Source organism: Methylomonas sp. MgM2, from assembly GCF_054172045.1.
In genome coordinates this window covers 13,430-26,620 of the sequence record NZ_JBSYXO010000016.1, presented here as the reverse complement: position 1 = coordinate 26,620, position 13,191 = coordinate 13,430, and the positions used below count along the sequence as shown (strand labels likewise).

The following is a 13,191-nucleotide window of genomic DNA, read 5'->3' as shown; positions in this document are numbered from 1 at the left end:
AGGCCATCAAGAGAGACGGAGTCGGAAAAACTATAGTCGGTGGAGAATCAGATTACCAATTTCCGACGCACAACCGCAAGCAAGCGAACTAAGGTGCCCGATGACAAACAAAAAAGCCGGCAGTGAGCCGGCTCTTGCTACGATTAATTTTTAAGATGCTTAATGAACTAAGCTTAACAGCACCCCGGCCGCCACTGCCGACCCGATTACCCCGGCTACGTTCGGCCCCATGGCGTGCATCAGCAAAAAATTATACGGATTACTTTCTTGTCCGACTTTGTTCGCAACCCTAGCCGCCATCGGTACCGCGGAAACTCCGGCCGCGCCGATCAGCGGATTAATCGGCGTACTACTGAAACGGTTCATCACTTTGGCCATTAACACGCCACTGGCAGTGCCGATAGAAAATGCGATGGCGCCCAAGCCCAAAATACCCAAGGTTTCCAATTTTAAAAATGCGTCGGCACTCAGTTTAGAGCCCACGGATAAACCCAGGAATATCGTCACGATGTTAATCAGTTCGTTCTGGGCGGTCTTGCTGAGCCTTTCGACCACGCCGGATGCGTTCATTATATTTCCCAAACAAAACATACCAACCAAGGGAGCCGCGGAAGGCAGCAAAAACGCGGTTAACGTAACCAGCATCATCGGAAACACGATTTTTTCTTTTTGCGTCACCGTACGAAGTTGTTGCATCTCTATTTTTCGTTCCTCGACCGAAGTCAAAGCCCGCATGATCGGCGGTTGAATCAAGGGCACCAGAGCCATGTAGGAATACGCCGCAACCGCAATGGCTCCCAATAACTCCGGTGCCAACTTCGACGCAACATAAATCGCGGTGGGGCCGTCTGCGCCGCCGATAATCGCGATCGCCGCCGCCTGTTTTAGATCGAACTCCATACCCGGTACCGCGTTTAAAGCCAAGGCGCCGAATAAGGTACCGAAAATGCCGAACTGCGCCGCCGCCCCCAATAACAAGGTTTTCGGATTGGCCAGCATGGGACCGAAATCGGTCATCGCGCCGACGCCCATAAAAATCAGCAACGGGAAAACGCCCGATTTGATGCCGCCGTACATGTAATGCAGAATGCCGCCCTCCTCGGTCATGCCGGCAACCGGAATATTACTCAAGATCGCGCCGAACCCGATCGGCAATAACAACAACGGTTCGAAGCCCTTCTTGATGGCTAGAAACAGCAGCAAAAACCCGACCGCCATCATAGTGACTTGCGGGCCGGAAATGTTATAAAAACCGGTGCTTTCCCACAACAGAATTAAGTTTTCCATGAATTATCGTTTTTAATTACAGACTGAACGGCGAACGCCAAGTCCCGCCGCATGCATTTATTAAAGCGTGACCAACACGTCGCCCACCGCCACACTGTCGCCCTGCTTGACATTGACCGCGCTGACGATACCACCTACTTTGGCGCGAATCTCGGTTTCCATTTTCATCGCTTCCAACACCATGACCACGTCGCCCTCATCGATATGAGCGCCGATGTTGACATTCACTTTCAATACCACGCCGGCCAGCGGTGAAACAACGACGCCGTGTCCGCTGACAATGGGCGGAGTGACGACTAAATCCGGCTGAGCCGGCTTGGCAGGCACGCTGGTGACCGATAGGTTGGCGCCACCCGGTCCGACTACCACATTGTAATTTCGGCCGTCGACATTGACGCTGTAACTCTCGGTCGGCGCTTCGGCGGTTTTAGTTTGACTTTCGGCTGCCGCGTTTGCCGCTTGCGGATTAGGCGCAGGCTCAAAAGCTTCCGGATTGCCGCGATTTTGCAGGAACTTCCAGCCGACTTGCGCGAACATTCCGTCAATCAAAGCATCCTCTTCGACGCATTCCGCCAACTTGACGCCTTCGTCTGCGGCTTTGCGTTTAACTTCCGCAACCAGTTTATCCATTTCCGGTTCCAACAAATCCGCGGGGCGGCAGCTTATCGGCGTCGCGCCGTCCAACACGCGGGCCTGTAACTCCTTGTTAACCGGCGCGGGCGATGCGCCGTACTCGCCTTTCAACACGCCGGCGGTTTCCTTGCTGACCGTTTTGTAACGCTCGCCGGACAAGACGTTCAACACAGCTTGCGTCCCGACGATTTGCGAAGTGGGCGTGACCAATGGGATAAAACCCAAATCCTCGCGCACGCGCGGAATTTCCTGCAATACTTCATCGAATTTGTCGGCTGCGCCTTGCTCTTTCAGTTGGCTTTCCATATTGGTCAGCATGCCGCCGGGTACTTGCGAAACCAGAATGCGGCCGTCCACGCCCTTGAGGCTGCCTTCGAATTGGGCGTATTTTTTACGCACTTCGCGGAAATAAGCCGCGATTTTTTCCAGCTTGTTCAGATCCAACCCGGTATCGTTCGGTTGACCTTTTAAACTGGCGACTATGGTTTCGGTGGGGCTGTGTCCGTAGGTCATGCTCATCGACGAAATCGCGGTATCGCAATTGTCCAGCCCGGCTTCAATCGCCTTGATATAGGTTCCCACGCTTAAACCGGTGGTCGCGTGGCATTGCATATGAATCGGAATCGACACGGCTTTTTTCAACTTGCTGATCAATTCGTAAGCATCGTAAGGCGTCAGTAAACCGGCCATGTCTTTGATGCAAATCGAATGCGCCCCCATGTCTTCGATGACGCGGCCTTGTTCCACCCATTTGGCTATGGTATGCACCGGACTGGTGGTATATGAAATCGTGCCTTGTGCGTGCGCGTCGGTGTTCAGCACTGCCTTCACTGCGCGCTCGATATTGCGCATATCGTTCATCGCATCGAAGATACGGAACACGTCGATGCCGTTTACCACACAGCGCTCGACGAATTTATCGACCACATCGTCGGCATAATGCCGATAGCCCAATATATTTTGGCCGCGGAACAGCATTTGCTGACGGGTGTTGGGCATGGCCTTTTTCAACAAACGCAAACGCTCCCAAGGATCTTCCCCCAAATAACGAATGCAGGCGTCAAAGGTGGCTCCGCCCCACGACTCCACGGACCAATAGCCTATTTGATCGATCTGCTCGCAAATCGGCAGCATATCTTCGATACGGAACCGGGTTGCCAACAATGACTGATGAGCGTCGCGCAACACGACTTCTGTAATGCCTAAAGGTTTTGTTACCTTTGCCACTCTTGTTTCTCCTTTTGATGCCTTTTGGGTCGGGCGGCTAATACACCTTGCGGGACGAGCCTATCTGCCTGGAATTGATCCAGACATCCTATTAACGTTTCTGCTGATATTTCTTGCGATATTGATGAACGGCCGCGCTGATTGCGGCGATAGTACCGAGATCGTCACCGTGATGCGTGCCCGGATGCCGGCCGCCCGGCAGCTCCGGAAAAAGACGCAACACGATCGACGACATCATCTTGACGGCGACTATCAACATCGCCAAAAAAGCGAAGACCATCCCCATGCCGATCAGCATTAACTCGATTCCGGACGACACCAGTTCGTTCATAAAGATTCAACCAAAAAATTACACAATTACGCCGCATTATCTCCAAAACGGCCATATTAAACAATCGCGGCCACGGTATTTGTAAAACATTAGTGTTCAATACGGATCGTGGCCGCTTCCAGCATTACCAGTCTTGACGTTAGAGTTTTCATACTGGAAAAAACCGTCCGACCGAACGGCTCCGGCCCGGCCGGAACGCGCGCCGAGCAATTGCATCGATCGTGTTTTGCCGAATGAATTCGGCCGGCGACGACATTGGTTTATGCTTTGCTCTTTCAGATCGCCAACTGAAAATCCAGGCATCATGCGAATATTTCCGGATTTCAACTCAACCCCTTGATTTATCAACGCATCGAGACGCTAGTTTTTCAAGCAAGTTTCGTACGAATGTACGGCCTAATCGTCCGGATTTCGGCACAACGCCTGATCGGCACTTGCAAGCTGCCAAGGATCGCTTCCATACGACACCGTTTTTAGCCGGCATGAATTCATTTTGGTGCAACCATTAATCATTTCGGTGCAAAAAAGTGGCTTCGGAGTCGCGATATAGGCGCTGAATCGCTTTAAACGCCGTGAAAACAATCAGTGGCACGCTAGGTGCTTGGCTGATGCCGGTGCAACGGCGCACCGCCCTCCACCTTTCAACAACGGCGTTGAACGACCGCTTCTACCGAAGCGGCGAAATTTACTCGTCTGTTGTTCCCGCGTCGTCTTTTCCGGTCTGCAATAAACGAGTAATAACGCTCGTGTGAAAGGAACCGATAGCCTGCGCTAACAGGCTTACGCGATCGGATTAACGTGCTTGCACATTAATCCAGTGTTTTCCAACGTTATAAAAGGTGAGTTATGTCCTATCTGATTCCTTCAGAATTTGTCACAAAGATGGTCGATGCCGGCGAGTCCAAAATCTACATGTCGACCCGAGACACCGTCATCAGAGCCTATATGGCCGGTGCGATTTTAGCGCTTGCCGCCGTGTTTGCGGTCAGCGTCACCGTGCAGACGGGCTCGCCTATCTTCGGAGCCATCTTGTTTCCGGTCGGCTTTTCGATGCTTTATTTACTGGGATTCGATTTATTGACCGGCGTATTCGTGTTAACGCCGTTGGCGTTGATAGACAAACGCCCCGGAGTAACCGTAAGCGGCGTCCTGAGAAATTGGGGCTTGGTGTTTGTCGGCAATTTCTTGGGCGCGCTCACGGTCGCCGTGATGATGGCCATCGTGTTCACTTACGGGTTCTCGGTGGAACCCAACGACGTCGGCAAGAAAATCGCCGGCATCGGCGAGGCGCGAACCTTGGGTTATGCAAAATACGGCGCGGCCGGCATGTTGACGCTGTTTATCCGGGGCGTGCTTTGTAACTGGATGGTTTCTACCGGCGTGGTGGGCGCCATGATTTCCACCACGGTTAGCGGCAAGGTCATCGCCATGTGGATGCCTATCATGCTGTTCTTCGGCATGGCTTTCGAGCATTCCGTCGTCAATATGTTCTTGTTTCCGTCCGGTTTGATCATGGGCGGCAAGTTTTCGATCATGGATTACTTCATCTGGAACGAATTGCCGACCGTAGCCGGCAATCTGGTCGGCGGCTTGGCATTTACCGGATTGACCCTTTATTCCACCCATATCAGAACCGCGCCCAAGCGCTCGTTGGTTTAATTCCCGCGCCTCGGACCACACGGGGGCGGGGCGCTAACCGTTTACTTGAATTAAGGAGTTCCGTATGACACGCAACGAAGTGACCGAATTGATCATCGCTCAAAAACACCGCAAGCAACTGACCTGGCCGCAATTGGCCGATGCCATAGGCCAAAGCAAGGAATGGACCTGCGCCGCCTTGCTGGGGCAGATGACGTTGAACGCCGAACAAGCCGGCAAAATCGCCGAACTTCTGGAATTGCCGGAGGACGCCAAAGCCCTGCTTCAAGTCGTGCCTTACAAAGGCACGTTAAACGGCACGGCGCCGGCCGATCCCCTGCTTTACCGCTTCTACGAAATCGTCAGCGTCTACGGCCCGGCCTTGAAAGCCTTGATTCACGAGGAATTCGGCGACGGCATCATGAGCGCCATCGATTTCAGCATGGATTTGCAGCGAGAGCCCGATCCTAAAGGAGACCGCGTCAAAATCGTCATGAGCGGCAAATTTTTGCCCTATAAAAGTTACTGACGCCGGCATCTCCGAAAGGCGATTTTCGGCCATATAGCTAATGTCCAGTCAACTACGGATCTCCTTAGGACAGTTTTCCGACAAGGGCCGTAAAGCTGTCAATCAGGATTTTTACGCTGCCTATAGTCCGAAGGAGCCGCTACTGAGCGCCAAAGGCATCGCCATTGCGCTGGCGGACGGCATCAGCACTAGCGAAGTCAGCCAGATCGCCAGCGAAGCCAGTGTCACCGGCTTCATGGCTGACTATTTCTGCACGCCGGAGACTTGGTCGGTGAAGAAGTCGGCGCAACGCGTGTTGTTAGCCACCAACTCGTGGTTGTACGCCCATACCCGGCAAAGCCAATACCGTTATAACGCGGACAAAGGCTACATTTGCACCTTTAGCGCGCTGATCATCAAGTCTACGACGGCTTACGTCTTCCATATCGGCGACAGCCGCGTTTACCGTTTGCAGGACAATAGCCTGGAACAGTTGACCGAAGACCATAGGCTGTGGCTCAACCAAGAAACGAGTTATTTGAGCCGGGCTTTAGGCATCAACCAACAGTTGGAAATCGATTTCCAAACATTAGCCGTCGAAACGGGCGATATATTTATTTTGGCGACCGATGGCATTCATGAATTCGTCGGTAACGACGCAATGGTCGATATGATCGCTGAACAGCGGGACGACCTGAACGCTGCGGCCAAGGCCATAGCGCATCATGCTTACGCCAAGGGCAGCGACGACAACCTGACCGTGCAAATCGCCAGAATCGACGAATTACCGGAACCTAAAGCCGATGCGCTTCAGCGCCTGCAAACGGACTTACCCTTTCCGCCGATACTTGAGCCCCGGATGGATTTCGATGGCTACACCATCATCAGGCAATTGCATGCCAGCAGCCGCAGCCATGTTTACCTGGCGGCGAATACCGAAACCAACGCCGCCGTCGTCATTAAAACGCCCTCAATCGACTTGCGCGGCGACGCCGCCTATCTGGAACGCTTTCTGATGGAAGATTGGATAGCCCGCCGCATCGACAGCGCCTATGTATTGAAGCCCGGCAAGCCGACCCGTCGGCGAAATTACCTTTACGTGGTTACCGAATTTATCGAAGGCCGGACCTTAAAGCAATGGATGCTGGATAATCCCAGGCCCGACATCGAGAGCGTACGGCGCATAGTCGAACAGATCGCCAAAGGCTTGCGCGCTTTTCACCGTCTGGAAATGCTGCATCAAGATCTTAGGCCCGACAATATCATGATAGACAACACGGGTAGCGTGAAAATCATCGACTTCGGCTCTGCGCGGGTGGCCGGACTGATGGAACTGAGTTCGCCATTCGATCGCAGCCAAATCCTCGGTACCGCGCCGTATACGGCGCCCGAGTATTTTCTGGGCGAAGCTGGAAGCACGCGCTCGGACCAATTTTCGTTGGCCGTGATTGCGTATCAAATGCTGTCGGGCGAACTCCCCTACGGTACCGAAGTTGCCAAAACCCGAAGCCGGGCAGCCCAATTAAAATTGCATTACCGTTCCGTGTTGCACGATGACAGAGAAATCCCGGCTTGGATAGACGAGGTGTTGAGAAAAGCCGTCCACCCGAATCCCTACCGGCGTTACGACGATTTATCCGAATTCGTATACGAGTTGCGCCATCCCGGCACCGAGTTTCTGAATAAAAACCGGCCGCCGCTGATCGAGCGCAATCCCGTGCTGTTTTGGAAAGGCCTGTCGCTGATCTTGGGACTGACCATTATCGCCTTGCTGCTCAAGTTGGAATCACGATGATTCAGCTTACTCGCATCCGGATTTCGGTCTTTTGCCGCCGCGCATTAATAGCCCAAAATTCCGCGCTTCGCAGCGGAAAGCCCGCCTAAGCTATCGAGATAGTATGCGAGACACTACAATAACGGCGATTTATCTTTTATGGGAATTACCGCCGTGTCCGACAGTAAGAATTTCGACGTAATCAGCATAGGCCACGCCAGTTACGACCTGGTCTTCTCGGTGCCGCATCATCCTGCCGAAGACGAAAAGCTATTTGCCGATAGCCTACTAAGCTGCGGCGGCGGCCCAGCCGCGAACGCCGCCGTGATTGCGGCTCGATTGGGATTCAAATCCGCCTTCGCCGGTTATTTGGGAAACGACGTTTACGGCGACAGCCATCTCCGAGAGTTCGAACGGGAAAATGTCGACACCCAAAATCTAATACGCGGCGATTCGCCCACCCCCTTGTCGGCAATCCTGGTCAAACCCGACGGCAAACGCGCGTTACTGAATTACAAGGGGGATACCAAGGCCTTGCCCGGCGATGGCGTCGACTTTACCGGTCTCAGCAGCAAAACCTTGTTGTTCGACGGTCACGAGCCCCATATTTCGTTGACCGCATTAAGCGATATCGGCTTCGAATACAGCGTACTCGATGCCGGTTCCTTGCACGATGGCACCCGGACCTTGATGGATAAAGTCGATTATTTGGTGTGTTCGGAAAAATTCGCGCTGCAATACGCCGGCGCCGAACACACCGCACTGACGCGTTTGTCCGCATTAGCACCGGCGGTGGTGATCACCTTGGGCGAGCGCGGCTTGATCTGGCAAATAGGCCAAGAGCGCGGCAGCATGCCGGCGCCGCCTATCGCCGCAATCGACACCACCGGTGCCGGCGACGCATTCCACGGCGCCTTCGCCGCCGGCCTCGCGGCAGGCTTAGACTGGCACGAATTGCTGCGCTACGCCAGCGCCGCCGGCGCCCTATGCTGCGCGCGCATGGGCGCTCGCCCCGGTTTGCCGAATATGAAGCAGCTTAACGAACTGCTGACGACTTGGCATTCAAACTGACATCACCAATAACGTTAGTTCGGGGGGCTGACCTTAAGCCGGTCAGATATGGAACAGAGCGATTGTCGCAAGACTCATTAAGGCTGGTCATGCCTCTGAATTGGAGTGGTTGCAGGCTGGGTTGAATGATAATGAAACCCAGCTTAGAGGCTGATAAGCTTTCTAATTCAGAGAGCCGTTTGAATGTAAAGATGCTCGGATATTTCAAGGCATTTGCTGGATTTCGCGCTGCTCTACCCAGCCTACGGTCCTGGTTGTCGGATAGTTGGCTAGCAACTTCCGAAATTTTTCCATATCGATTGGCTTGACCAAGTGTTCATCGAACCCTGAGGCACCGGACTTTTTCCGGTCATCCGGCTGCCCATAGCCCGTCAGGGCAATCAGCATGGTCCGCTCCAGTTCGTGGTGCTGTCGCAACGCCTGCGCCACCGCATAGCCGTCCATCCCAGGCAGCCCGATATCCATCAGGATGATATCCGGCCGTTCGGTTCGTGCTATTTCCAGTGCAGAGATACCGTCGAACGCAGTCAGCACCTGATGCCCCTCGCTTTCAAGCAGCAAGGCCAGGCTTTCATTGACATCGCGATTGTCATCCACGACCAATATGCGGCGTTGATTGACGCTAGACGCTGCAGGTGCGTCGGTGATAGCGCATATAGAGGGCGATAAGATCAGCCGCGGCAGCTGAATCACGAATTCGCTGCCTTGTCCACGGCCTGCGCTAAAGACTTGCACATTGCCGCCATGCTTCGCCACCAGGTTATGGACGAGAGACAAACCGATACCCAATCCGCCTTGGGCACGGTCAAGGTTGCGCTCTGCCTGGTAGAACAAGTCGAACAAGCGCGATAAATCCGCCGGATCGATGCCACTGCCGTTGTCGGAGACATGAATGCCCACTTCGCGGTCGGAGACTTCGACCGACAGTTCGATATGCCCTCCCTCCTCCGTATACTTGGCAGCATTGTTAATGAGGTTTGAGACGACTTGGGTCAACCGGATCCGGTCGCCTTCGACCCACACGGGTTCTGGCGGAAGCACCAAAGAGAAAGTATGCCGCCGGGTATCGATCAGCGGCTGGCTGGTTTCCACGGCCGGCAGAAGGAAATCCCGTATTTCCAGCGGTTCTTTTTTAAGTTCGACCAAGCCGCGACTGATTCGGGACACATCCAGCAAGTCATCCACCAGCCGAGTTAAATGTTTGACCTGGCGGTTGATCATGTCGGTGCACCGGGCTATCTGGGCCGGTTTCAAATCCGTGAATTTCAGTGTCTCCACGGCATTGCTGATGGGCGCCAAGGGATTGCGCAGTTCGTGGGCGAGCATCGCCAGAAATTCGTCCTTGCGGCGGGTTGTTTCCTGCAGTTGCAGCGCGTGTTCGGCCAAATGTGCTTCGTGTTGCTTGCGGTCGGTAATGTCGGTTGCCACCCCCAGCAGTTTGTCGCAATGACCTTCCTCGATCAGCGGGATCTTGACGGTGCTGTACCAGTGTATAGAGCCATCGGCATGGGTGACTTTTTCCTCTATAGAACGTTTGGGCTGGCGGTTGTCGATGACATCGAGGTCGTCTTGATGGAACCGGGCCACCTCATCAGCGTTGGAATTGAAGTGCTCATCGGTCAAGCCGATCAGGTTTTCAGGGCTAGTGCCGTAGCACCGGGCCAAGGCCTCGTTGCCTAAGATAAATCGTCCCTCCTGGTCCTTGACAAAAATCATGCTGGGCGCCGCATCGATGACTTGTCGCAGGAAAATCCGCTCGTGTTGCAGCGCGTCCTGAACGTTTTTGATCAGTGTGATGTCTTCAGTCGTGCCGAAACCGCCCAGCAATGTGCCGTCTTCGTTGAATTCCAACTCGGCCTGTTCGCGCACCCACTTGATTTTGCCGTCTGCAATAATCCGATGCGAAATATCGTAAGGCTTGCCGTTCAGCGCCTCTCTCCACGCTGTATCGACCCTGTCCCGGTCGTCTGGGTGGACAATAGTGAGAAACGACTGATAAGTCTGCGGCGTGCCTTTGGGGACACCAAAAATGCGGTAATTTTCGTCGGACCATTCCAGCGTATTGCTGCGCACATTCAGTCGCCAACTGCCGATGTGAGCAACCGCCTGGGCATGGTTCAGGTCCATCTGACTTTCTCGCAATGCTTGTTCAGCCTGTTTACGCTCGGTGATATCGGTTATGAACCCGTAATAGAATTCGGGTTTGCCTTCAACGTCTGTCTTGAGGTGGGCCAGTACCTCGACCGGAACGCGTGTGCCGTTCTTTCTGATGTATTCTTTTTCGTAACGGATCGGTTGGCCGCTGTGCAGAAGCTCCGACAGTTTTTTGCGTTCGACCTCAAGCCATTCCGGCGGCGTAAGCACCGTCGCCCAATTGATACCTTGTAGCTCTGCGGCAGAGTAGCCGGTTAACATCTCAAAAGCGGCGTTCACCAGCCCTAGCCGCCCATCCGGATAGCCGACAGCCACGGGTTGTTCGGAAGTCCGTATCAAATCGGCCAAGAAGGCGTTTTCCCTTTGGCTTTCCATCAGCAGCCTTTCGTTGTGCTTTCGTTCGGTGATATCTTCACCCGAGATGATAATGCCGCTGATGGCTCCCTTCTCATCAAGCCATGGCATCACCGCCCAGCGCACCCATTTGTGAGTACCATCTGCCTGAATCCACAGGTCCTCATCATTTTTAAGCATGGCTCCGCTCAGACACTGCTGGTGGACCTGCTTCCATCTTTCCGGCAAGTCCTGGTGTACCTCATAATGATTGCGACCGTTCAGACTGGCATAACCTTGGCCATATGCATTGATCCACTGCTCACTGGTTTCCAGATAGTTCATATCCCGGTCGAACATGGCGATGGCGATAGGTGCCTGGGAAATGAATGCTTTCAACTGGGCTTGGGATTTTTTTAAATACTGCGAGTTTTCCTCTAAAACACTATTGGTATCAATCGATTTTTTTAATTCTTCAGCTAATTGCTTACGATAGCGATGCATTGCCTCAATAGCAATGGACACGACCAGCCCGTCCATGAGAAACACCAGGTTTCCCCCTAAGGCCCGTTGCAACACGTCCATTGAAATCGAGTAATAGGGCGGAGTAAAAAAGTAAGTGCCTAAAAATGCTCCCATGAGGGTGGCCAGCAATCCCGGCTTATCCCCCCCAACGATAGCCGCCAAGGTGACGGCAGGAAAGAATAAGACGTACTGCAAACCTGCATCCACAGGCGCAATTAAAAAGCGCACCACTAAAGCCAATACCACCAAAACAACGGATAGCAGCAGATGGTGAATACCGCCCCGGCGCTTCGGGATGAGGAAAGGCAGGTGGGCATCAAGCCACTGTTTCAATCGATGACCGGCTATCGCTAAGGTTTTTATCATGAACAATTATATCTCTGAATATTGGCCGACGAACGCTACGAGTTGTCTAATTGGCTGGGATTGTATGGCAGCCATTGCGCTGCTCACAACGAAATAATGCACGGCGACGAAATCATTTACGCTTTCATTGAATCCCCGATGATCAGTGGTGGGCTGCTTACTGCCGGTGACCTGTCATTCAGAGGGTGGCTTGTGGCTTTATTTGAATGTCGCAAAGTAGCCGAACCCAACCATTCAAACCTAAAACCACCCGTTGGCGGTTCTTTGATTGAAATGCGCGCATTTGAAAAGATTAACGCCCGTCGACTAGGCTTCGTCCGCCGCAAAATAGGCCAATAGGAAATCGATGAAACTGCTCAACTTGGCGGGGTAAAACCTGCGCTGTAAATAAGTGGCATAGATCGAAATGGCCGGACGCCTAAAATCGCGCAATATTTCCACCAACTCGCCGCTATGTAGATAAGGTGCCACCGACAAGCGCGGCGCTTGGACGATACCCATGCCCAAGGCCGCGGCCTGGCACAGGGCCCTGCCGTTGTTGGATGCCAGCACCCAATCGGATTTGATGCGTTTGACTTCGCCGCCGACGTTAAACAACCAATAGTCGCCGTGCGGCGTATCCACATAATGCAGGCATTGATGCCGAAGCAAGTCGTCGATAGTCCGGGGCGTGCCTTTCTCGGCTAAATAACTCGGAGCCGCATACGTACAAAGCTCGGTTTCGGCGATCTTGCGCGCCACCACGCCGGGATCGAGTTTATCGGTCACCAGCAAGGAAATGTCGAAACTGCCGTCGCGCAGATTGGGCGGTTTATTGTCCAGCGACATCAACACTCTGATTTTTGGATATTGCCGCATGTATTGTTCGATGGCAGGCACCATATAGATGCCGCCGAAATCGATAGGCGCGCTTATCTTGATCTGCCCGGCCACTTGCCCGCCAAGCTGCGCGGTGCTTTCTTCCAATTGGGCCAAATTTTCCAGCAGTTGTTTGCTGCGATTGTAAAACGCTTCGCCCGCACTGGTTAGATTCAGGCTGCGAGTGGTGCGGTTCATCAATACGACACCCAAAGAAGCTTCCAGTTGTGTCATGTATTTGCTGATCATCATGGTCGACAACTTCATCTCCTTGGCCACCGCCGAAAACGTACCCAATTCGACGATGCGACAGAACACTTGCATGTTGTTGAATTTATCCATGGCCAAACAATATAAACTTAAAGTTTATATTTTATAAACCATATCGCCGCTTTAAACCACAAAAATCGCTGTATAGAATATGCCCCGGAGATAGTAATAATATCGTCCGGCCTCATAAAATGAGCCGGGCGTTTTTTTCCCACA

9 protein-coding genes are annotated in these 13,191 nt (G+C 53.2%); 4 read left to right on the top strand and 5 right to left on the bottom strand.

Features of this window, described 5'->3' with window-relative positions; all coding sequences use genetic code 11:
• Window positions 1–159 precede the first annotated feature (159 nt).
• The 3 genes from ACW73I_RS13075 to ACW73I_RS13065 form a co-directional block, all read right to left on the bottom strand.
• Window positions 160–1,287 (bottom strand): sodium ion-translocating decarboxylase subunit beta, encoded by a 1,128-nt coding sequence (locus ACW73I_RS13075; RefSeq protein ID WP_458029827.1) that lies wholly within the window; start codon window positions 1,285–1,287, stop codon window positions 160–162.
• Between the two features lie 60 nt (window positions 1,288–1,347).
• Complete coding sequence (oadA, locus tag ACW73I_RS13070; protein WP_458029826.1) at window positions 1,348–3,147, bottom strand: sodium-extruding oxaloacetate decarboxylase subunit alpha; 1,800 nt, start codon at window positions 3,145–3,147, stop codon at window positions 1,348–1,350.
• Between the two features lie 91 nt (window positions 3,148–3,238).
• On the bottom strand, window positions 3,239–3,478 hold the full coding sequence (locus ACW73I_RS13065; RefSeq protein WP_458029825.1) for an OadG family protein: 240 nt from the start codon (window positions 3,476–3,478) through the stop codon (window positions 3,239–3,241).
• Between the two features lie 846 nt (window positions 3,479–4,324).
• Here ACW73I_RS13065 and ACW73I_RS13060 point away from each other — a divergent pair.
• From ACW73I_RS13060 to ACW73I_RS13045, 4 genes are all read left to right on the top strand, one after another.
• The gene (locus ACW73I_RS13060; RefSeq protein ID WP_458029824.1) at window positions 4,325–5,137 is read left to right on the top strand and encodes a formate/nitrite transporter family protein; all 813 of its coding nucleotides are present in this window, start codon (window positions 4,325–4,327) and stop codon (window positions 5,135–5,137) included.
• A gap of 64 nt (window positions 5,138–5,201) precedes the next feature.
• Window positions 5,202–5,645 carry a cyanase gene (gene cynS / locus ACW73I_RS13055; RefSeq protein ID WP_458029823.1) on the top strand — a complete coding sequence of 148 codons (444 nt, stop codon included), beginning with the start codon at window positions 5,202–5,204 and terminating at the stop codon, window positions 5,643–5,645.
• A 40-nt stretch (window positions 5,646–5,685) separates the two neighbouring features.
• Window positions 5,686–7,419: a protein kinase domain-containing protein gene (locus ACW73I_RS13050; RefSeq protein ID WP_458029822.1), complete on the top strand. Its 1,734-nt coding sequence runs from the start codon at window positions 5,686–5,688 to the stop codon at window positions 7,417–7,419.
• Between the two features lie 138 nt (window positions 7,420–7,557).
• Window positions 7,558–8,469, top strand: a complete 912-nt coding sequence (locus ACW73I_RS13045) for a carbohydrate kinase family protein (RefSeq protein ID WP_458029821.1) — start codon at window positions 7,558–7,560, stop codon at window positions 8,467–8,469.
• Between the two features lie 204 nt (window positions 8,470–8,673).
• Here ACW73I_RS13045 and ACW73I_RS13040 read toward each other — a convergent pair whose 3' ends face one another.
• Window positions 8,674–11,847 carry a PAS domain S-box protein gene (locus ACW73I_RS13040; RefSeq protein ID WP_458029820.1) on the bottom strand — a complete coding sequence of 1,058 codons (3,174 nt, stop codon included), beginning with the start codon at window positions 11,845–11,847 and terminating at the stop codon, window positions 8,674–8,676.
• A gap of 306 nt (window positions 11,848–12,153) precedes the next feature.
• Window positions 12,154–13,047 (bottom strand): LysR family transcriptional regulator, encoded by an 894-nt coding sequence (locus ACW73I_RS13035; protein WP_458029819.1) that lies wholly within the window; start codon window positions 13,045–13,047, stop codon window positions 12,154–12,156.
• Window positions 13,048–13,191: the final 144 nt, after the last annotated feature.